Source organism: Desulforhopalus glucosivorans, assembly GCF_054397165.1.
In genome coordinates this window covers 1,978,467-1,999,666 of record NZ_AP044854.1, presented here as the reverse complement: position 1 = coordinate 1,999,666, position 21,200 = coordinate 1,978,467, and the positions used below count along the sequence as shown (strand labels likewise).

24 protein-coding genes are annotated in these 21,200 nt (G+C 43.5%); 3 read left to right on the top strand and 21 right to left on the bottom strand.

Annotated features, from left to right (window positions below; all coding sequences use genetic code 11):
• Window positions 1–58 precede the first annotated feature (58 nt).
• From fliD to ACX6CI_RS08555, 3 genes are read left to right on the top strand one after another with little or no spacing between them, the layout of a single operon-like run.
• Window positions 59–1,501: a flagellar filament capping protein FliD gene (gene fliD / locus ACX6CI_RS08565; protein WP_458777753.1), complete on the top strand. Its 1,443-nt coding sequence runs from the start codon at window positions 59–61 to the stop codon at window positions 1,499–1,501.
• Window positions 1,501–2,019, top strand: a complete 519-nt coding sequence (fliS, locus tag ACX6CI_RS08560; RefSeq protein ID WP_458777752.1) for a flagellar export chaperone FliS — start codon at window positions 1,501–1,503, stop codon at window positions 2,017–2,019. The genes fliD and fliS overlap by 1 nt, the downstream gene beginning before the upstream one ends.
• 55 nt (window positions 2,020–2,074) lie before the next feature.
• On the top strand, window positions 2,075–2,506 hold the full coding sequence (locus ACX6CI_RS08555) for a hypothetical protein (RefSeq protein WP_458777751.1): 432 nt from the start codon (window positions 2,075–2,077) through the stop codon (window positions 2,504–2,506).
• Window positions 2,507–2,584: 78 nt separating this feature from the next.
• Here the strand turns inward: ACX6CI_RS08555 and ACX6CI_RS08550 are convergent, their stop codons facing one another.
• The 21 genes from ACX6CI_RS08550 to flhB all read right to left on the bottom strand — a co-directional run bounded on the left by ACX6CI_RS08550 (window position 2,585) and on the right by flhB (window position 21,110).
• Window positions 2,585–3,403: a flagellin N-terminal helical domain-containing protein gene (locus ACX6CI_RS08550; protein WP_458777750.1), complete on the bottom strand. Its 819-nt coding sequence runs from the start codon at window positions 3,401–3,403 to the stop codon at window positions 2,585–2,587.
• Window positions 3,404–3,691: 288 nt separating this feature from the next.
• Entirely contained in the window at window positions 3,692–3,859 is a 168-nt protein-coding gene (locus tag ACX6CI_RS08545) for a hypothetical protein (RefSeq protein WP_458777749.1), read from the bottom strand.
• A 274-nt stretch (window positions 3,860–4,133) separates the two neighbouring features.
• Window positions 4,134–4,595, bottom strand: coding sequence for a flagellar assembly protein FliW (locus ACX6CI_RS08540; protein WP_458777748.1), 462 nt, complete (start codon window positions 4,593–4,595; stop codon window positions 4,134–4,136).
• Window positions 4,595–4,834, bottom strand: coding sequence for a carbon storage regulator CsrA (gene csrA, locus ACX6CI_RS08535; RefSeq protein WP_458777747.1), 240 nt, complete (start codon window positions 4,832–4,834; stop codon window positions 4,595–4,597). The genes ACX6CI_RS08540 and csrA overlap by 1 nt, the downstream gene beginning before the upstream one ends.
• Before the next feature lie 191 nt (window positions 4,835–5,025).
• Entirely contained in the window at window positions 5,026–6,663 is a 1,638-nt protein-coding gene (gene flgL / locus ACX6CI_RS08530) for a flagellar hook-associated protein FlgL (protein ID WP_458777746.1), read from the bottom strand.
• A gap of 18 nt (window positions 6,664–6,681) precedes the next feature.
• Window positions 6,682–8,121: a flagellar hook-associated protein FlgK gene (flgK, locus tag ACX6CI_RS08525; protein WP_458777745.1), complete on the bottom strand. Its 1,440-nt coding sequence runs from the start codon at window positions 8,119–8,121 to the stop codon at window positions 6,682–6,684.
• A gap of 1 nt (window position 8,122) precedes the next feature.
• Complete coding sequence (locus tag ACX6CI_RS08520) at window positions 8,123–8,476, bottom strand: flagellar protein FlgN (protein ID WP_458777744.1); 354 nt, start codon at window positions 8,474–8,476, stop codon at window positions 8,123–8,125.
• A gap of 1 nt (window position 8,477) precedes the next feature.
• Window positions 8,478–8,765, bottom strand: coding sequence for a flagellar biosynthesis anti-sigma factor FlgM (gene flgM / locus ACX6CI_RS08515; protein ID WP_458777743.1), 288 nt, complete (start codon window positions 8,763–8,765; stop codon window positions 8,478–8,480).
• A gap of 8 nt (window positions 8,766–8,773) precedes the next feature.
• Complete coding sequence (locus tag ACX6CI_RS08510; protein WP_458777742.1) at window positions 8,774–9,355, bottom strand: hypothetical protein; 582 nt, start codon at window positions 9,353–9,355, stop codon at window positions 8,774–8,776.
• Window positions 9,356–9,494: 139 nt separating this feature from the next.
• Entirely contained in the window at window positions 9,495–9,806 is a 312-nt protein-coding gene (locus ACX6CI_RS08505; protein WP_458777741.1) for a rod-binding protein, read from the bottom strand.
• A gap of 14 nt (window positions 9,807–9,820) precedes the next feature.
• Complete coding sequence (locus tag ACX6CI_RS08500; protein ID WP_458777740.1) at window positions 9,821–10,939, bottom strand: flagellar basal body P-ring protein FlgI; 1,119 nt, start codon at window positions 10,937–10,939, stop codon at window positions 9,821–9,823.
• 45 nt (window positions 10,940–10,984) lie between these two features.
• Window positions 10,985–11,671, bottom strand: coding sequence for a flagellar basal body L-ring protein FlgH (locus tag ACX6CI_RS08495; RefSeq protein ID WP_458777739.1), 687 nt, complete (start codon window positions 11,669–11,671; stop codon window positions 10,985–10,987).
• 1 nt (window position 11,672) lies between these two features.
• A complete protein-coding gene (flgA, locus tag ACX6CI_RS08490) occupies window positions 11,673–12,617 on the bottom strand; it encodes a flagellar basal body P-ring formation chaperone FlgA (RefSeq protein WP_458777738.1) in 945 nt (314 codons plus the stop codon).
• A gap of 5 nt (window positions 12,618–12,622) precedes the next feature.
• Entirely contained in the window at window positions 12,623–13,408 is a 786-nt protein-coding gene (gene flgG / locus ACX6CI_RS08485) for a flagellar basal-body rod protein FlgG (protein ID WP_458777737.1), read from the bottom strand.
• Between the two features lie 35 nt (window positions 13,409–13,443).
• Window positions 13,444–14,193, bottom strand: a complete 750-nt coding sequence (gene flgF / locus ACX6CI_RS08480) for a flagellar basal-body rod protein FlgF (RefSeq protein WP_458777736.1) — start codon at window positions 14,191–14,193, stop codon at window positions 13,444–13,446.
• A gap of 145 nt (window positions 14,194–14,338) precedes the next feature.
• Entirely contained in the window at window positions 14,339–14,767 is a 429-nt protein-coding gene (locus ACX6CI_RS08475; RefSeq protein ID WP_458777735.1) for a hypothetical protein, read from the bottom strand.
• Window positions 14,768–14,801: 34 nt separating this feature from the next.
• On the bottom strand, window positions 14,802–15,533 hold the full coding sequence (locus ACX6CI_RS08470; RefSeq protein ID WP_458777734.1) for a FliA/WhiG family RNA polymerase sigma factor: 732 nt from the start codon (window positions 15,531–15,533) through the stop codon (window positions 14,802–14,804).
• An 89-nt stretch (window positions 15,534–15,622) separates the two neighbouring features.
• A complete protein-coding gene (locus ACX6CI_RS08465; protein WP_458777733.1) occupies window positions 15,623–16,522 on the bottom strand; it encodes a MinD/ParA family protein in 900 nt (299 codons plus the stop codon).
• Window positions 16,515–17,954 (bottom strand): flagellar biosynthesis protein FlhF, encoded by a 1,440-nt coding sequence (flhF, locus tag ACX6CI_RS08460; RefSeq protein WP_458777732.1) that lies wholly within the window; start codon window positions 17,952–17,954, stop codon window positions 16,515–16,517. Before flhF ends, ACX6CI_RS08465 begins: the two co-directional genes overlap by 8 nt.
• The gene (gene flhA, locus ACX6CI_RS08455; RefSeq protein WP_458777731.1) at window positions 17,944–20,040 is read right to left on the bottom strand and encodes a flagellar biosynthesis protein FlhA; all 2,097 of its coding nucleotides are present in this window, start codon (window positions 20,038–20,040) and stop codon (window positions 17,944–17,946) included. The genes flhF and flhA overlap by 11 nt, the downstream gene beginning before the upstream one ends.
• Before the next feature lie 5 nt (window positions 20,041–20,045).
• Window positions 20,046–21,110 (bottom strand): flagellar biosynthesis protein FlhB, encoded by a 1,065-nt coding sequence (flhB, locus tag ACX6CI_RS08450; protein WP_458777730.1) that lies wholly within the window; start codon window positions 21,108–21,110, stop codon window positions 20,046–20,048.
• Window positions 21,111–21,200: the final 90 nt, after the last annotated feature.

The window sequence follows — 21,200 nt, the reverse complement described above, 5'->3', positions numbered from 1 at the left end:
TCTTATTTTGTTTTACATTGTAAAGAGTTAGCTACCAATCTAAGCTGAGGAGTATGGCATGGCAGAGATAAGTTTCGGTGGCCTGGCCACAGGTCTGCCCACGGAAGACCTCGTTGATAGCCTCATGGCTATTGAACGAAGACCCATTGATCGTCTAGAGGCTGATAAGGAATATGAAAGCCAACGTCTGAAGGCCTATGGCCAGTTTAACACAAGACTGGACGATCTGCGCTCAGCTGTTGGTAACCTCAACATAACCAGTGAAGTCCAGACAACCAGTGTCCGGTTGAGCTCCGAAGAATCTATTACGGCCTCTTCCAATGGGGCAAGCACTGGTAGCTATGACATTGCTGTCGCTCAACTCGCCCAGGTACAGAAAACAGTTACAGACGGTTACAGTTCAGATACCGAGAGTCTGTTAGGTACAGGAACTTTTGCTATTAACGATTTGGGAATTGAGATAAACGAAACCAATAATTCACTACAGGGGCTGATGGCCGCAATTAACAGTGTCTCTGAGGATACTGGAGTTTCTGCGTCTATTATAAATGACGGGGGGGGTAGTTCCAACTATCACCTGGTTCTGACCGGTAAAGATGCTGCGACCAGTTTTTCGCTTTCCCATGACTTAGAAGACGCGGAAAACAACCCTATTGATTTTTCCGTCTCCCATGTGCGTGCCGCCCAACAGGCTGTCGCCTATGTTGACGGTATTGAAGTGGTCAGTAACACCAACACCCTTTCTGGAGTGATAGCCGGTGTTACCATTAATCTCAACAACGAGAGTGAGATTGTAACCCCAGCAACAGATGGAAGTCCGGCCGTCTATGAAACTTCCACCTTAAATGTTGAAGCGGACAATGAAGCCCTCAAAGAAAAATTGAGCACCTTTGTATCCAGCTATAACGAAATTATGGATTGGATTTCTTCAGGTTATCAAGAAGTCGAAGAGACCACCAGTGATTCGTCTGATAGTGAAGATGATACAGAGGAAGATTCCCTCAGTGATTACCTTCGGGGTGATGCAACCATTAATGACATTAAACGCAATCTCCAGTCTGTTTTATCCGATGCGGTCGGTAGTAGTGGATCGCTGCAGATTTTAAGTGAAATAGGTATTTCTACCCAGTCTGACGGCACCTTATTACTTAACAACGGTAAACTTGATACAGCGTTGGAATCAAAATTTGATGATGTTGTTAAGTTGTTGGCAGGTGAAGACGAGGTTGATGGTGTTATGAAGAAATTTAATTCATACCTCCTCGGTGCCACATCAGCCACAGATGGAATGTATGCAGATAAACGTAATAGCTATGAATCGGTGGTTAAACGTCTTGATAACCAGATATTATTAAAAGAGCCGATGATCGATAAAATTGAAGAGCGTATTCGGGCCCAGTTTAATGCCATGGAATTGCTTGTCAGCAACCTGAACTCGCAGAGTGACTACCTGACCCAGCAAATGGATATGCTTTCAAATTTAAGCAGTGGGAATAGATAATGAATACTTATAATATGAACCAGTATCAGGAAAATCAGGTGAGCACCGCATCTCCTGAACAGATTCTATTGATGCTCTATGATGGCGCTATACGTTTTACCCGTAGGGCTATTGCAGGTATTGAAGAAAATAATTCTGAAATGAAAATCTCCGGCATTTCAAAGGCCATGGCAATCATAACTGAGTTTTCTAACTCATTAAACCGTGAAGTTGGTGGGCAGATTGCAGATGACCTCGATGCACTGTATGATTTTATGATTCGTGAACTCACGGCTGCAAATATAAAAGATGATCTTGATAAGCTTCAGGCAGTGGAGAAATTATTGGTCGATTTACGGCAAACCTGGGGTGAGGCTGTGGAGTTGAACAAAAAAGAGCAGGCAGCAAAGGAAGTGGAGGTCTCGAATCCATATCAGGCAACGAATGTTCAACAACAGGCTTTTACTCCTCCTCAGTCACAGGCTGTCAGCGCCTATCAGGAACCGGCGACGTACAAGCCATTTTCGGTTACGCGCTAACTGTTGAATCTATAGCATCGTTACAACAAAAGGCAAAAATAACAGCAGGGTAATCATGGATAGAATGCAAGATACTGATAACACGAGTGTAGAGCTACTCTGCCATCAATCCCTGGAACAATACCGTGCAATGATAACCTTGTTGCAGTCGTTGAAAGGTGATCTTCAGGGGCAATCTGTTGAATCTATCACAAAATTTAATGTGATATTTTCAGAGTTGCAAAGTCAAATACAACAAACAGACCTAAAAGTGGCCCAACAACTCAATGTATTGCAAGACAGTAGCAGTAGAGTTGCTTTTTTGAAATATCGAAAAGAGTTGCAGGAGGATATGCTTGGCCTGATAGAAAAAACTGTTCCCAAGGTTACCAGCGTCAAATATCTTTTAGCAAATGAAATGCAAACTGTTAAACAGGGAAAAAAAGCGTTACATGGTTATAAAAGTCAGCAGGATCGGTATGGCAGGATAGTCAATAAGTCATTCTAATGCTGATAGTGCTATGAAATCATCTCCAGTTTTTCTCGTTCCCATGCAGCGCATGGGAACAAAGACCATTACAGTAGATTACCGACTCAACAGGCTAAGTGACAGTCCTGCGGACTGATTTGCCTGGGCTTGCACGGCCACTCCTGCCTGTGCTAAAATTCTGTTTTTTAATGAATTTGACACTTCTGCAGCAATGTCAGTATCAGCAATTCTGGATCTTGACGCTGCAAGATTTTCCGAAACATTGCCAAGGTTTGCAATTGATGATTCAAAACGATTCTGTACTGCACTCAGATTTCCCCTGTTGGTCGAAATGTTCCCAATGGCTTCATCTATCGCTGATAGGGAGTTTTGCGCGCCGGCCACGGTTGCTATGCTAAGAGAATCTGTGCCGAGATCAGCTTGCGTGGCACCATCTATGGACATCTCTATGGTTTCGCCTGCATTAGCGCCAACTTGAAAGGATGCAATGTTGCCGGACATGCTGCCATCAAGGAGATTTTTGCCATTAAAGGAGGTTGAACCGGCAATACGGTCTAGCTCTGACTGGAGCTCTGAAAATTCTTCATTCATCGAAGCCCGATCACTATCATTGTAAATACCGTTACCGGCCTGCAGGGAAAGATCGCGCATGCGCTGTAGAATGTTGGTTGATTCGGACAGGGCTCCATCAGCAGTTTGCGCCAGAGAGATGCCATCATTGGCGTTGCGCATGGCTTGGTTTAACCCCTGAATTTGCGAACTCATCCGGTCGGAAATAGCCAGACCGGCAGCATCATCCATCCCACTGTTAATTCTTGAACCACTGCTGAGACGAGAGAATGCTTTTTCTACGCCGCTCTGAGCAGTGGTAATATTGCGTGCACTGCTAAAACTACTATTGATTGAATCCACCATGTTGATCCTCCACCTGTGATGAAAAGAATTGCCTTGTACATTACAAATCAACGAAGTTCCGTTTTGGTATTCGAGATTCAAAACTGAAATGTAAGTAACATTTGACAACTTTGCAGAGAAATTTCTAATCTATTTCTCTGTATGCAGGTTTTGTTTTGCGAAATATATGCCAAAACAAGGATGTGAGAAAAACAGTGGGGCCTGGTATCTCAGGTTATACGTATATGGTAAGGGCGTACAATGTGGTACGAATAACAATTCGTGCCAATGTATTGCATCTAAAAGGCTCTAGTCTAAGAAATTGGCTTGGTTTTCCTGAAGAGTAATTTTGAGTTCTTGTAATTTCTGATAGAGTTGCTCTGAGGCCATATTTGCCTTTGCCAGGGCAATTCTATAGTCTTCAATTAGTTTTTCCTGTGAAATTGATTCACCGGCGAGCTCAAGGATATTAAACATCTGTTGGTCAAGTTGTTCCAGTTTTGATCTTTGGAGACGTAGTTTTTGGCATCCATTATCAAGCTGTTGCGCTGAGAGGGTGGAGAGTGACTCAGTTAGATCGAGAATGTTCTGCTCAAATTGGCAGTAGGCTTTTGTGGTGTCGGAGAAAAACTGTACAATATCAGTTATTGAACTTTTGATCTTTTCACCTTTTACCTGGTAAAGTAGATGCTTCTTTGTTGCATGGGAATCAAATGCCGATGTGATCCCCCTGTGTCTTACTCATGGGAAATTACTTCTTTTCACTATTCTCCGCCTGAGCAGTACCTTTATCCGGTTGGGGCAACGGCGTTTTAGCACTGTATTTCACATCTTCGAGTATAACCTGCATTGCTCGGTTGGATTTCGGTGAGAAGAGAATGGGAGCCGCGAGGTTGAGAGTTATATTCTGATCAGGCGGTACCGTTACAACAGTGAGAATAAAACAGGGGTCGTTTTCGTCAATATGTAAATGTTGCCGTTCGCCAGCGTCCGGCGCAATGAGGTAGTCGTAGAAAAAATTAGTCGGATCTGTAAGAACAAAGGCAAAGGTAGGATCTTCGATACTTTGTATCCAGAATAACGGCCCTTCTTTTTTGTTGGGCATAACGATGAAATTTTGAAGATTGGGAAAACCGATTATTCCGGCAGGGAAATAAACCAGATTTTCTGGGTCATATTCAACTTCGCCAAATCGAGTGACTATCTTTTCCATTATTTACCTTTGATTGTAGTAAGGTTATCGCTCAGGCTGTCGAGATCAATCATATTCCAGTTTGCAGCATCTCGGTTTTCTTCAACAATTTTATCAAATATTTCCTGACGATAGATTTTCTTTTCCCGGGGAGCATCAATGCCTATACGAACATTTCCACCCTTCGTTTCGACAACTGTAATTGTAATATCATCGCCAATGACAATACCTTCACCCAGTTTTCTGGTGAGAACCAGCATGTTAGACTCCGTAATAATGGCGAATGTCGCCTGAAAGGTTGGACGAATGTTTGAATATTGCTAGTGCGACCTCCATGTCCCCTAACAGACGTAAGCATTGGTCTACCTTGAAAAATTACTTTTTCTTCAAAGTACCATAAGCGAAATGGGTAAGAGGCTCTCAAGCAGCCTTTCCCCATTTTAATCGGTGGCTAAAAATAATCAAGAATTGAAATCTGTGAAACCCTTCCTGTTATACTAAGTGCTGACTGAAAAGCGGTCTCTTTCTGAATTATATCATTATAAATTTCTATCATATCCACATCTTGATAGCGAGAAAGAATTGTCTCTAAATCAATTAATGCGTCTTCCTGATGAGAAATGGCAGACTCTACTCTGCTTGCTTTATTGCCAAGAGTACTACGGCTATTGCGATTTTGATCAGCGGCAACTTCAAGCTTTTCAATGAGGGCAAGAGAAGAGCCTCCAGCACCGGTCAACTCATCAATATTACCACCCCGGATGGCTTCTTCTGTCTGCATAAGCACAGTGAACAGATCAAGATTACCCGATGCACCATCAAGGGTTGTAGCTACCAGGCCAAAATCTGTGAGTCCTGCCCCGGAGATGTCCACATTTGTCGATGAGTTTGGTGCAATATTAAAGGTGCCGTATACTGTTTGGGAGCCACCATCGATGCCACCGCTGGCTGTAACTGGAATAGTTTCTGTTAGTTCAATTTCGGCACCGGCATTAGGGCCGGAATCGGGACCCGTTAACACCAGTGACCCGCTGGAAATATCATAGCTTACGCCATTAGCCAGAGTTCCACCTGTGGAAGAGAGGTTTGTTACAGGTGGTGGGCTGTTCGCCAGTGCATACGACAAGCCTTCCAAAGTATAATCGTAGCCTGAAGGACCATCTAAACTGACAGATACAGGGACTCCACCGGAAGTAATAGTGAGATCATAGGTGTCGGTACCCTCTATTAGTCCAGTTAGAGGGAGACTGCCTAAATTAACCGTTGCAGGATTGGTCGTACTGACAAGCCCCGTTTCTGGTTGGTTTAAAAGAGCTGAAACCTTGCCGGCAAAATTATTGTCAGTATCGGTAAGATCAGTGGACGGGATCGTAAACGGAGTGCCACCTTCTGGAGTGAACGTTAATTCTCCACCAGTGGTTGGTTGAATGGTCCCGGATGTGAGAGATTGGCCCTGATATGGAACTCCAGTTCCATCTTCAAATATCTCATTGGAGATACCCATAAACACCTCGTTACCGGTAAGGTTTACTTCGAGGAATTCATGGCTCGTTACTTCTAGTTTTGTAGGGTTATTGTCACCCTGGTAGTGATATGGCCAGGAGTCTCTAACGTTTATATCATACAGGTCTGGATCGTAGTTTTCGTTTACTGTGAAAGGCGGGGTATTTTCCTGATAGCCTGCAAAAATATATTTTCCATCCACAACTGCATTGGCAGTGGAAAGCAATTCGGCCCGGAGTTCTGTAATTTCATCGGCAAGAGTATTGAGGTCAGATTGGCTCAACGCACTGTTTACTGAGTTGATTGCAATTTCTTTTGCGCGGACAAGAATGTTTTCCACATTTGAGAGATGGCTGTCGGTGGAGGCCATTCCATCGCCGGCATTACCCATGGTGTCAAGGTAGCGGTTTGTTTCCTGAATTTCTGTTCTGGTGTTAAGTACAGGACGAATTGCAGTAGGGTCGTCAGAGGATGTGTTAAACTTTAGTCCTGTTGCACCCTGATTTCTCAACTCCTGAAGGTCAGTCGTAATTCTGTTGAGATTGGTCTGCATAAGACGAAATGTTGAGTTGTCTGTGACTTTCATAATAATATACCTAGATTATTATCTCCTGATATTAATAACTGTGGTCATCATTTCATCAATCGTTGACAGAAACTTAGCAGAAGATTCAAAACCTCGTTGAAATTGGATCAGACTGATCATTTCCTCTTCCAGTGATACACCAACTAAGCCATCCCTGAAATTTTCGAGTTGCAGAAGCGCGTCTTCAGAGCCGGAGAGGGATAGGGCGTTCTGATTACTGGCAACACCGACTTTTGCGGTAATTTGGCCATAAAGGGAATTAAAATTATCGACGTTGTCAACAAGATAGTCAGTGCCAATATTTGCCAAGGCAAGGGCGTTGCTGTTGTCGCCGATTGCTATTGACCCGCCAGTATCCGGGGCTGCTCCTGCTGCTATTTTTTTGGGATCGGTGATAGCAACGGACATGGCACGGGCAGCGCCGGCGTATTCAGTTTCGGTAGGTGGAGGACCCGGAGGGGATGCAACATAATTTGGTGGTATGGAGAAAAATAAGTTTCCAGTGGTGGAGTCGAGTGCTCCGCCTGCCATATGCTGAATATTTACCTGACTACTCATTTCATAGGCTATTTGATCAACGTCAGCCTCAAGTTCAGGAATAAAAGTGTCGCGTATTTCCACCAGTCCTTTGAGTTTACCTCCAAGGCTGTTTTCTCCGAGCTCCCTGGTAACCCCTCCGGCGTGAAGCTGGAGTGTAAGGTCTAAGCCATCGGTTTCTGTGGATATGGACATCGCCATATTGCCCTCGACCAGTGGAAGGCCACCTGGAAGTTGTACTGAGACCATACCATTTTCTGTCTGGTAGGTTTGGGCACCGAGGGTTGCCGCAAGTGCTTTAATGACAGTTTCTCTTTCGTCACGTGCGCTATTTGCGGTCTGTCCCTGAATTTCTATTTGATAAATACGGTCATTAAGATCGGCCACCGTCTGAAGTTGTGAATTGATGGTATCGATCTCAGAGACAATCGTCTGGTTTATGTTGCTCTGGATGGAGTCAAGGTCATCCATGATATTGTTAAAACTGGTGGTGAGTACACCTGCCTGGAGGATGACGTTGTTGCGTTGAACCAGATCGCTGGGGTTTGCGGATAGTTCGTGGAGTGAGTCAAAAAAATTATCAATGTCTGAAGAAAGGTTGTCGTTGGTTACAGGGAAGACCTGCTCGAGTTCCGATAGTGGTCTTGATAACGATTCCTGATATCCATATTCTGCTGATTTGTTCTGAATCTCTTTTTCAATAAACACATCATGCTCACGGGCGACATCAGAAATTTTAACGCCTTGGCCGACGAAAAAATCGCCAAAGTTCATGGCCGGATAGGTTTCCATTACCGCCTGCTGCCTTGAGTAACCTTCAGTGTTCACATTTGAGATGTTGTTACCAATGATCTCAATGGATTTCTGATTTACTTCAAGAGCAGTTCGCGCAGCGTTGAGAGAATTGAGGAGACCAGCCATATTACACCTGTCCTGAGATGAGACGACCGTTTACTTGAGATGCCACACTGTTTGCCTGTGCACCATAGGTTGACGTGACAGTTTTCTGGCCCAAAAACTCCATGGTCTGTCTAATCCAGCTGAGAGTCGATTTAAACAAAAAGGCGTTACGCTTGTTTTCATCTCGAATCTGTTGTGTAAGGGGTTTATCACTTTCATCAACATCTTTAACATGGGCCAATATTTTGACTATCTCTTCTTTGCTCTGGATGACTCGTGTCATGCCGTCAATATCGAGATTAATGGCGCAGTTGCGTTCCTGTAGAATGAGATCACGTAACAGTACGAGATAATCGTGTGTTGTCTTGGGATTCATTTTATCTACCTTCGACTAAAAATTGTAATAAAGAAGAAGAAACTTTGTTCAGATCAGGCTCGTAGGAGCCGTCCTGAATTTGTGCTTTGAGTTCTTGCAGCTTTTCTGCTCGCTCTGTACCGGTATTAGGCGTTGTTGCCTGGGCCTTATTTACCTCTTGTAAGATTGAGGAAAATTGAACTGTATCTTCTCCTGAGGAGACCGACTTGCTCTCAGAGGATGTTTTATCACTCTTTTTTAGATTGCCGATCTGACCTGGGCCACCGACTCCAAAAAATTCCACACTCATGACTTCACCTAGCTTGAAGGTTCAGGACTTGTTGAAATACCAGCCCATTCGTCTAATTTGTTCATGACAGCATCGTACGTTTCGAAAGAGATATCAGGAAGCTCTCCGCCAAAGGCATCTAAGGCGTCCTGGAATCCGCTATTAACACCTTCTTTGATAGCTTCAAGACGATCCACGTCTCCCCCCGCAATACCTACTGCAAACTGAAAAATTCTCTCTGCTGTTTTTTCTACCCCGAAATAACCATCGTCTGCAACTAATTCCTGTGCTTCTTCCGGACTAATCGATTCAAGGTCAACTGGTCCCTCAGGGGTGTCTATTGTGTATTCCAGACCTTGTTCTTTGAAAATATTTAATACTAATCCACGTAACAGGTCGAGACCGTCGCCAGCTGTTTGTTCAAGCGACATGTCGTATTGATAGGTGGTTACAGACTCTGTACTATACGATAGATTCACTTGATCTTTGGCTGGATGGCCATTCTCACTGTTAGCTGTATTCCTGGAAGAATGAGAAATGTTTTCAGTATGTTGAGTCTTTCCTGGAAGTAGTATTTTTGAGGATGTGTTGTTATTTGTATTGTCTATCATGCTTGGCCTCCCTGCGGGATAATCACTGAGCTTCCTTGCTCAGTTAGAAAGAATTCATTTTTCTCTTATATATACTATCGGAGGCCGAAGAGGTTTAGTTTAGGAAAAACGTGATTTATTGAAGGAGGGGAGGGTGCATCTATTTTTTATTTTCAATATGCGAGGCCATCTGTTTGTACATTGCCTCGGCAATCCCCATACCTTGGCCTTTGGTGGATTCTCTTGCGAGTTCAAGATCAAGCATATCCTGAAATATCTCAGTGGCGTTGCTCTTTTCAAACAGTCCACCCTCAGGGATAGCCTGTCTCATGGCCTTATACATTTCCATGACAAACATTGTTTCAAATTCCTTACTGGACTCTTTGAGGGATTCAAGATCACGGCTTTTACGATCTTGGATGTGGTTAGTGGCATGGCTTGCATGTATACGGGGGTCAATTTTAAAGTCCATTCTATCACCTGTAATTATAGAACAACGAGTTCGCCTTGAAGAGAACCGGATGCCTTAATGGCCTGAAATATAGCGATGAGATCACGTGGTGTGGCTCCAATGGCGTTAAGTGCATTTGCGATTTCACCAATTGAAACACCATCATCAAGGTCAAGAAGAACAAGTTCTCCATCGTCTTCAATGACGTCTATTGTTGTTTCAGGGGTGACCACCGTCTGACCTTCACCAAATGGTGCTGGTTGGGAGACATTATAGTCGTCACGGATGATAAGGCTCAGATTACCGTGGGAGACTGCAACGGTTGAAAGCCGGACATCTTTCCCCATAACGATGGTGCCTGTTCGTTCATTCACCACAATTTTAGCAGGTGTATCCGATCTGACATCAAGAGTTTCAAGGGCTGCGACAAAATCCACTATGTTATCTTTGTATGGTTCGGTAACCCTTACTTGAATAGTGCCCGGGCTGTCGGCATAGGCGGTTCCTTTACCAAAACGTTTATTCACTGAAGCCGCAAGATTGGAAGCCGTTGTAAAGTCGGCATCCCTTAACTGAAATTGTAGCTGACCATCCTTGCCAACTTCCATGTCCACGGATTTTTCAATAATAGCTCCACCAGCAATACGGCCAACGGTGGGATGATTCTGTTGAACCTGAGCAGCTTTTCCTCCATAGGAGAATGCACCAATGGTTATAGGACCCTGGGCCACTGAATAGATGTTGCCGTCAGGCCCGAGGAGAGGAGTCATCAGCAGGGTACCACCCGCTAAACTCTCCGCATCACCTATGGAAGAAACCTGAACATCCATTCTGGAACCTGACTTGGCAAAAGGTGGAAGGGTGCCTGTCACCATAACTGCTGCTATGTTTTCAATTTTAATGTCATCTATGTTATCCGGGTCAATTGTTATCCCATGGCGAGTCATCATGTTGTAGATGGCTTGCAGAGTGAAGACAGATTTAGTCATGTCATCACCAGTTCCATTTAATCCAGTAACAATACCGTAACCACTCAGCTGATTGTCACGAACCCCATGGATCTGGGCAATATCTTTTATTCTTGCAGCCGAGGCACTTTGGCAGGCAAAAATAAAAGTTAATAAACATATGCTAAGCAGGCTTCTTGTTTTCATAGGTATATCTATAGGTGTTAGGTGGTATTGATACATTCTACAGCCTTAAAAAGGCCAGACGTTGTCGAGTATACGCATTGCCCAGCCAGGACTCTGCTTATCACTGATTGCCCCCTTACCGGTATAGCTGATTCTGGCATTAAGAATTTTGGTTGAACTCACTGTATTTGCGGCTGTTATATCAACAGGCCTGATGATGCCCGTGAGATAGATAATCTGAACTTCGTTGTTCACCATAACCTCTTTGCCCCCTCGAATTTTGAGTTGTCCATTGGGGTATAGTCCTACAACCTGGGTCGTTAAAGATGCCGAGAGATCTTCAGTACGACTGGTTGTGCCGTTGCCATCGAAACCGTTGCTGAACTCTGCATTAACAAGATTTGAGAGATCCACAGGGTTGTAACCGTTCCAGACATCATCATTCTCCAGACCAAAGAAATTGGGTATTGAGGCAGACATACTGGTGTCCCGGGATGTGCTTGTTGAGGCTTCTTTAGATGCACTGGCAGTTTCAGAGATTAAGACCGTAACTATATCGCCAACCCGTTGTGCTTTTCTATCTGTGAACATGGACCCGTTATTCGGATTCCAAAGCGATCCGGATTCTTTTTGAATATCCTTGGTGTCGTATATTTCTTCTAACGGCTCCTGAATAACGATAGGACTCTGATCTTTTACAGCACAGCTGGTGAGCAGTAGAGCGCTGAATAATAGTAATATGGTTTTCTTCATTTTATAAAAGTACCTCCACAACACCAGGACCGGTAACACGACCAAATACAACCTTGCTGGAATTTAAATTTTGCACCCTGATAAATTCATTTTTCTTTCCATCAGTATGAGCAAGCCCTGTAGCGGTGAGGAGCATAGGCCCCGATTGAACAACGATTTTGACCTTTTGCCCCTTAAAAACAATAGGTAAACTTTCAACTATGGAAACATTAATCGGACTTCCGGCTCGAAGGCTTCTTTTGATTTTTTTTCCGATAAATTCATCAATTGAAAACCCGGGATCTTTAATCTCGCTGATATCCATAACAGTTTGTTGAAGATGCCTGTCAGAGAGTATTGTGCCTTTTTTAACGGGGATAGCAGCAGTTATAATGTTGGCTCTTGCTTCGACCTTTCCCTTAATGGACATGTTTTTGACCACTCTACCGTCAACCCTGAAGATAAGTGAAAATCTGGAGCTGCTCAAAATCCCAGGATTTGAGGGAATGACATCACAGGTGAGTTGCCCTGTAGGCAGGGTAAAAGGGAGAGGGTGAGAGGTTGGTAGGAATCTGATAACGGCAATTGGAAGGCTGTCTTTTTGGGAACGCAGGTAATCTGAAATAAAGTCCAGCATTCTTTTCGAATCAATTGTTATCCCGTTTCTTACAACTTCTACAGTTGATGAACCTTGCCATTCTATATTTTCAGGTAGAGACTGGCTTGTGCTCAGGTATTTTTGTATTTTGCGCGAACGTAAATAGGCTTTGTCGCCGGGAGCAGGGGAATTGGCCACAGGGATGGTTAGAAGGGCACTTGCCAGTTCATCTACGCTGTCGATGGTTGCTACATCACCAAGTTTGACAATTGCATCATCGACTGTTGCCGTCTTTTTAAAGGTAACGTCAAAAGCGCAAACCGGCTGCCCAATGAGGAGAACCGTAAGTATGATGAGTAATCTAACCATAGCTATTATATAAGGTTGTTTGTGGTCTGCATCATTTCATCTGATGTCTGAATTGATTTAGAGTTAATTTCATAGGCCCTTTGGGTTGTTATCATGCTGGCTAATTCTTCAACAATATTAACATTAGAACCCTCAAGGTAGGTTTGCAGCAGGGTGCCATAACCATCGTCGCCAGGGGTTCCTACCTGGGCGTCACCGGAAGATGCTGATTCTTCAAAGAGGTTTTGACCAATTGCCAGCAGCCCTGAGTTATTCGTGAATGTAGCGAGCTGTAAGGTTCCAAGTTCAGTTGGCTCAGTGTCGTCACCGATTAGGGCGCTCACAATCCCTGTCTGGCCAATGTTAATCTGGGTTGCTCCATCGGGAATGGTGATAGCTGGAAGAATTTGATATCCATCTGAGTTGGTAAGACGGCCATTACCATCGAGCTTCATTGCTCCAGATCTGGTGTATGATGTATTACCGTTGGGGAGTTCAACCTGGAGGAATCCGTTTCCCTCAATGGCGACATCGAGTTCATTTTCTGTTTGAATGAGGTCTCCCTGGGTAAAAATCTTGGAAACAGCGGCTGGTTTAACACCAAGTCCGACCTGAATACCTGTGGGTGATTCGGTATCTGAGGAAGTCTGACTCCCCGGCACTTTCATTGCCTGATAGAGCAGGTCTTGAAAATCAGCCTTACTTTTTTTAAAGCCTGTGGTGCTGACGTTAGCCAGATTATTGGAAATAACATCGATACTGAGTTGCTGCGCGTGCATTCCCGTGGTGCCTGTCCATAATGAGCGGATCATAGGGTGTATCCTTAAGAAAAGTTGTCAAAAAGACCTTAGCCTAGCGAGCCAAGTTCTGTTTGTTGTTCGCCTATTGTTGAATAGCTTTTTAGAACCTTGTGATAGGTTTCAAATGTCCTGTAGCTATCGATCATTTTTGCCATTTCTGCCGTCATATTAACGTTGGATAATTCAAGGCTTCCCTGCAATATTCTTGAATCTCCGTCAGGAACTTCCTGAGCTCCCCCGGCAAGTGAAAAGGTTGTGTCTGATTGTTTTTTGAGTAGAGATGGATCATCAAAAGTAACAAGTCCAAGCTGGCCGACTTCGGTTCGCTCCCCCTGTTCGCCAAGGGTGTAAATAGTTCCGGAATCACTAAATGCGACAGCAGATGATTCTGTGTCGGGGATGATTATTTCTCCCCCTGCATCATCAAGGACGGGGAGGCCGTTACTCGTGGTAAGGACACCATCACTATCAATGTTGAGATCGCCTCGTTTAGTATAGAGAATCTGATCTGGTCCCTGGACTTTCAAAAATCCTTCTCCATGGATCACAATATCCAGAGGATCATCTGTTTGCCTGATAGCTCCAGGTGAAAAGTCTGAGAAGTTTTCTCTCACTCTGCTGTAGTTAATACCTTTGGCCTGCGTCGCTTGTTTCTCGCCTCGTAGTATTGATTCAAAGCTTACAGCTGATTTTTTAAAGCCACTGGTGTTAACGTTTGCCAGATTGTTGCTTACATTGGCTATGGTTTGTTCCCGAGCTATAGCCCCTGAGAGAGCGCTGTATTTTCCTGAGACCATTTGTTATCTCGCTAAGAGTAATGTGTGAAATAGAGCACCTTGTAACTATTGTTTAGGATGCTCAGCCGGCATTTATTTTATTTACCGGGGTTAATTACTTATCGGATGTTACAAGTAATTCTTAAATGAAAAGTCCCTTCTAAACTTATGATGCGGGGCTGATCATGGTGAGTGTTACAAGTTGGTTTGCCTCGTGGGGCGAAATTGATAAGACAGTTGCAATTTCTTTTACAGACATCCCTTTTTCGGTGAGAGAACGGATGTATGAATACTTTTCAGGAACGTTTTTGTTATTTGAATATCTTGACTCATCATGCGCTGCGTAAAGACGAGGTTTTTGAAGACTTGTTGTGAGTTCCGCTTCTCGAATTGATTTTTGGAACGCTGTGATTTCCTCATGTCTTCTTTGCAGGTCAGACAGCTTTTTTCTGTTACTCTCAAGACTGATGGTCGCCTGCGTTAACTGCTCGGAGAGGAGAATGTTCTCTTTTTTTACAAGGACACATTTGGCTAACAATATAAGCCCTATTATTCCTGTTGATAGATACATCATGTGACTCAGTGTGATTTGCATATGTATTATTCCTCAAATTGTAATCTTGATATTTCTAATACAAGTGCGATGCCAGTTTACTTTTTAATTTAATAAGGGCCTGACTATGGAGTTGCGATACTCTTCCTTCAGAGAGTTCTAATACCTCTGCTATTTCTTTTTGTGTGAGTTCTTCGTAGTAATACAATGCAATAACGAGGCGTTCTTTTTCGGAGAGTTGTTCGAGAACTGTTGCTATTTTTTGGGTGAGCTGATGATCTTCTATACGTGATCCAGGAAGACTGTCTCGTCTATTATCGGATATTGAGTCAAGAAATGAACGACCTTCTTGTGTAGAGTCGAGTGTTTCATTAAGGCTGACGCAACCGAGGTGACTGACTTCAGCAAGAAGTGATTGGTAGTCTGCAAGTGACAAGTCCATTGCCTGGGCTACTTCATGCTCTTCCGGGTCCCTGCCAAGCTTGAGTTCCAGGCTTACTATGGTTTTGCCCACACGGTTTTGTTTGTCACGAAGGGAGCGTGAAAACCAATCAAGCTTTCGCATCTCATCAAGGATGGCCCCTCGAATCCTATATTCGGCAAAGGTTTTAAACTTAATGTTTTTAGATGCGTCGAATCGTTTTGCTGCATCAAACAGACCGAGCATCCCTGCACTTTTCATATCATCGCTGTTCATGAAGGCAGGAACCTGGGTGACCATTCTTCCAACGAGAATATCGACAAGGTAGAGGTGATCCTTTATCGTTTGGGCAATATCATCTGTTTGGGGGCGTTGATCGTAAAGCATCTATTCGTACCTTACTCCAGAAAAATTTAATAAAGACAAGGAATCCAGAGTGTATGTTGAGATCAATTTTAGGGTAAGCATCAAGGCGCTTATCCTCGCATGTTGAGCAGTTTCTTCCAAAAAAACTGTAGGTTTCCCTTGGGGCTCGACTGTGAAGGTTCTGAACTTATTCTGGCTGCGAGTTCGTGGAATGATTGTGTTATTTTAGATGATGGAAAAATCTCACTGATAACCCTTTGTTTTCTGATAGAGTCAATCATTTGTCTATCTTCAGGGATTGAGCCCAGGTAATCTATGGAGATATCCAAGTATCTATTGGCTACCATGGTGAGTTTGCGGTACACATCAAGGGCATCATCTTCATTACGTATCTGGTTTACAACAAGGTTGAACTTTTTCTCATGGTACTGGGTGGAGAGCAACTTCATTAAGGCATATGCATCTGTAATAGCCGTGGGCTCAGGAGTTGTAACCACTAAAATCTCCTGGGCTGCAGTATTAAAGTAAGTCACGTTTTCGGAAATTCCAGCTTCTGTATCAATAAGAACAAAGTCAAAATGGTTATGCATTGCATCAAGGCCGTCAAGCAATCGCATTTTTTGCTGTGCATCAAGTTTAATGAAATTTTGCACACCGGAACCGGCAGGTAGTATCTGTATTCCGTGGGGGCCCTCGACCATGATGTCCTGAAGTTCGTATTCACCGGAAAAGAAGTGGTTGAGGTTGTATTGCGGAGACAATCCAAAAACAACATCGATATTTGCAAGACCTAAGTCAGCATCAAGAATAAGTACCCGCTTTCCCATGGATGCGAGATTGTAGGCCAGATTGGCCACAACGGCAGTTTTGCCAACGCCTCCCTTGCCACTGGTAATAGAATAGACATTGGTTGTCTGTGTACTATTCGTTGAGGCCGGGCTTATATCAATTGAGCTAAGTCCTCTCAGTGTATGTGCCTGGTCATTTGCTGGCTGTGATGGATTACTCATGCATGGATCCTTGGTCTTGAGACATGATCAGTTCAGCTATTTTTATGGGCGTTATTTCAAGTAGGTCTTCTGGAACCCTCTGCCCGTTAGTGATATATGAGATAGGGTTTGAATTGTGTAATTGCGTATTAAGAAGGACGCCAAGGCTAAGACATTCATCGATTTTTGTAAAAATTGTATTGGCTACTTCCAGTTTTGAGAACTGATTTATAGTTTCAACTAATTCATTTTCTCGCGTTGTGGCAGAAAGAACAAGATGTTTTTCTATATTGTGTTCAGGGGCGAGAAATGAGGCAAGCTCATCAATACAGAAACTGTCTCTTGGGCTCCTGCCCGCTGTATCAATAAGAATAAGCTCTTTGTCCTGATGTCGTATGAGGGCCTGTGTGAGTTGTTCCGGAGTAATGACCACGTCCACAGGTAAATGCATGATTTCGCCATACACCTTTAACTGTTCCACGGCCGCAATTCTGTAGGTGTCAATGGTGATAAGAGCGATGGACTTAGAGTGTTGTTTTAAATAGGACGCTGCAATTTTAGCAAGGGTGGTTGTCTTACCAACGCCTGTAGGCCCTATAAGAGCTATCCGCCGCTGTACACTGGTATCTGAAAACTTTGGAGCATTTACCTCTATTAAGTTTTGCAAAGTCTTTATTATAGTTTCTGTGACAAGTGATGGATCACAGAGCTCTTGTTCTGTAAGGGACTCACGCATAAATCCAGCAATGCTCCTGGCGGTTTCAACATTGATCCCTCTTGATATAAGAAGAGATAGGAGATGGTCTCCATGAACTTCCTGGGCTGTTACACGTGGCACATTGTGGCGTTTGAGTATCTTCTCATTTTTTTCTGGGTTTTCGTAAGCTGTAGCCTGAACAGGATCTTTTTCTTTTTGGTTCAGTTCAGTAATTTGTCCAGCGAGAGCTTTAACAAGATTTTTAAGCTCATTGACCTCACCTTCAAGACCGGACGATTCTCTAAAGGCAACTGGCTCTGTATCAGGGGTTGAAGGCGATAATGCAGGGGGTGCTGGTAAAGCCTCGTTGACTTCTTCAGAGGGGAATTCTCTGAAAGCTTCCTGTTCACTATTCGTTGCTTGATTAAAAGTTTGATTTAACGGTTGATTTAGAAATTGTTCTACCGGATCATTTACAATATGGTTAAAGCTTCTGTTGTCGGTTTTTTCAGGTTTTTTTTCGTAGTTCTCGATTTGGGAGGCTGGTGCTGTTGCTGGGCTTACCTGTTGACTGTTAGAGGCTGGATATTCAGTGTCAATGGCAGCTGTGATCTCAAGCATCGGTTTACTGAGCAAACCGAGCTTTCCATTTCTAATTGTTTTGGTCGACAGGATGAGCGCATCGGGGCCTAGTTCCTGTTTTATCATTTTCAGGCCAGAGGCCATGTCTGCAGATTGAAAAATTCTAACTTGCATCCAGGTTCACCGTTCCAATTGATCTAACTTTTAGATTAGGTGTAATCTCATTATGTGAAATTACGTTTACTGCAGGGTAATATCGCTCAGTCAGGCTTCTGAGATATGGCCTGATTTGTGGGGCAGCAAGGATAGTAGGTCTGCTCCCGCCATCAAAAAGAGGAATAGCTTCTCCAACACTGTCTAAGATTTGTTGTGCATTGTTGGGATCGATTGCCAGATAGCTGCCCTGTTCTTTATGTTGAATGGCTTTCTGAACAGTATCTTCAACTTGTTTTGACAGGGTTATGACCGGAATCACACCATCTACGGCAAGGTCATTACTTATTGTCCTGGATAACGAATGGCGTACATACTCAGTTAGTATGTCTGTATCCTGGGTAGAAGGGGCCCAGTCTGCCATGGTTTCGAGAATTGTACGAAGATCACGAATCGAAACCGCTTCTTTCAAGAGGTTTTGTAAAACCCGCATGATAGTTCCAAGTGAAAGAATTGTTGGAACAAGCTCTTCAACAAGTTTTGGATAGTTGTTAGCCAGATTATCAAGGAGTCCCTGAACCTCTTGTCTGCCGATAAGTTCATGGGAGTGTTGTTTTATAACTTCACTGATGTGGGTTGCCATCACAGTGGTACAATCCACAACAGTGTAGCCTGCAATTTGCGCTCGGTCTTTTTTGTCGGAGGATATCCATATTGCAGGTAATCCAAAGGCTGGCTCAGTTGTTGGCACACCGGAGATCTTCTCTGTAACCATGCCCGGGTCCATAGCCATAAAATGACCAGGGAGTATTTCAGACTCGGCAACCTTTACTCCTTTTAAAGAAAAACAGTACTGATTTGGAGTAAGTTGCAGATTATCTCTTATGTGTACAGGAGGCACAATAAACCCATTGTTGAGAGCGAACTGCTTTCTGATAGACTGAATTCTATTGAGTAATTCACCATCTTGAGCGGCGTCCACAAAAGGAATAAGTCCATAGCCCACTTCGAGTTGGAGGAGGTCCACATGAAGCATTTCTTCGTAATTTTCTTCCTGCCGTGCTGGAAGTTCTGGCGGGGCCTCTTCTATGACCTGTTCTTGTACCTTTTTGGATTGATCAATTTGATAAGCTAGAAACCCTAAAGAAAAGGATAATATAAGAAAAGGAAAGAAAGGCAGCCCAGGTATTAAGGCAAAAACAACTAAGATTCCAGACACGACCCACAGGGCTATGGCGTTATTTGAAAACTGCGTTTTTAAATCTGAACCAAAATCCTTATCTCCGGTGGAGCGGGTGACAAGAAGACCTGCAGCAGTGGAAATAATTAGTGCTGGTATCTGACCTACCAGACCGTCACCTACGGTTAGTATTGTGTAATTGGCAGCCGCCTCTGCCATGGGCATGCCTTTTTGAACTACACCTATGATAAATCCCGCACCAATGTTGATAAGAGTAATAATAATACCTGCAATCGCGTCACCCTTAACAAACTTTGATGCACCGTCCATAGCACCATGAAAGCTGGACTCTTTGGCAATGTCTTCTCGTCTTTTCCTCGCTTCATTCTCATCAATAAGACCAGCGTTTAGGTCGGCATCAATCGCCATCTGCTTTCCTGGCATTGCATCGAGGGTAAAACGTGCTGCAACTTCAGCGACACGACCAGCACCCTTGGTGATAACCATGAAGTTAATGAGTACAAGAATTGCAAAAATGACGATACCAACGACATAGTTTCCACCGACAACAAATTGACCAAAGGACTGAATTACAGAGCCAGCAGCTGCTGGTCCCTCATCTCCATGGAGCAGAATGAGACGGGTTGAGGCAACATTGAGTGCAAGGCGAAATAGCGTGGTTGTCAGAAGTATAGATGGGAAAATTGAAAAATCAGTGGCTTTAACGGTATAGAGACTAATTATAAGAATCAGCAGTGCGATAGTGATATTGGTTGATAAAAAAAGGTCAAGAATAATTGAAGGAAGAGGGATGATCATGATCATCAGGATAGAGACCAGTCCAAGGGCTGCGACAACATCACTGCGGCCTAAGATCTGTTTAAGCCGAAGAGGACTAAGGTTGGCTAATATACTGGTCATTTCCATTGGAATTAATTTCCCTTCAACGAGTAAACGTGGGCGAGGATTTCAGCAACTGCTTTAAAGAGGTCCTCGGGTATATGTTCTCCTATCTCAAGAGAATGCAATAACCGAGCCACAGGAGGGTTCTCAATAATGGGGATCTCTGCTTCTCTTGCGATTTCTCTGATTCGCATTGCTATCAAATCTGCACCTTTTGCAATGATTATAGGCGCATCCATGTTGTCGGAGTCGTATTGGATAGCAACTGAGATATGGGTGGGGTTGGTTACAACGACATCTGCCTTTGGTACATCTGCCATCATTCTTTTCCTGGCCATTTCCTGTTGGATTTGCCGTATTTGAGCTTTGACGTGGGGGTCACCCTCGCTTTGTTTGAACTCCTCTTTTACTTCTTGTTTGGTCATCTTCATCTTTTCTTCCATCTCCCACTTGAGAAATAGATAGTCAATAAAGGCTAGAAAAATGAGAATGGCGCAAATTTTTGCAAATATAATGAGAGCAATTCTACCGAGAAAACTGATTGCAGCCACAACGCTGACATCTACTAAAATAAGGGCTTCCTGAAAGTTGTTCAGTACAGTGGAATAGCCCAAATAACCGATAAGAATCACTTTGAGCACGGATTTAACAACTTCAAGCAGTGATTTTTTGGAAAAGAATCTTGCCATACCGCTTATGGGATTCATTTTTGAAAAATCAGGAGTTAAAGGCTTGCCGGTGAGTAACCAGCCGAATTGGAAAATACTTGAAAAAATAGCAACAATAAAAACAAGGCCAAAAAGTGGAGCCATGAGAATGGCGAGCTGTTGAAGAAGAAAGTAGGCTAAATTCATTGTAGAGGCAGGAGTAACCTCAAATTGTCCGCTAGATTGCCATAAAGAAAAAAGCAATGTGGTAATCTTATCCCAAAAATTAGGTAGATAGAAGATCCAGAACAGGAGTACAACGGTAAAGAGGGCAGCAGTCTGAACTTCTTTACTCTGTACTACTTGTCCTTTTTTTCTGAAGTCATCTCTTCGTTTTGCTGACGGATCTTCAGTTTTTTCCCCACCGGAACCGCTTTCTTCTGCCATGAATTATTCCGTAATGACGACTGTTGAGACTAATTAAGAATTACTGACAATATAGTGAATACAACTATAGCGTTTCATGCAATTATAGAG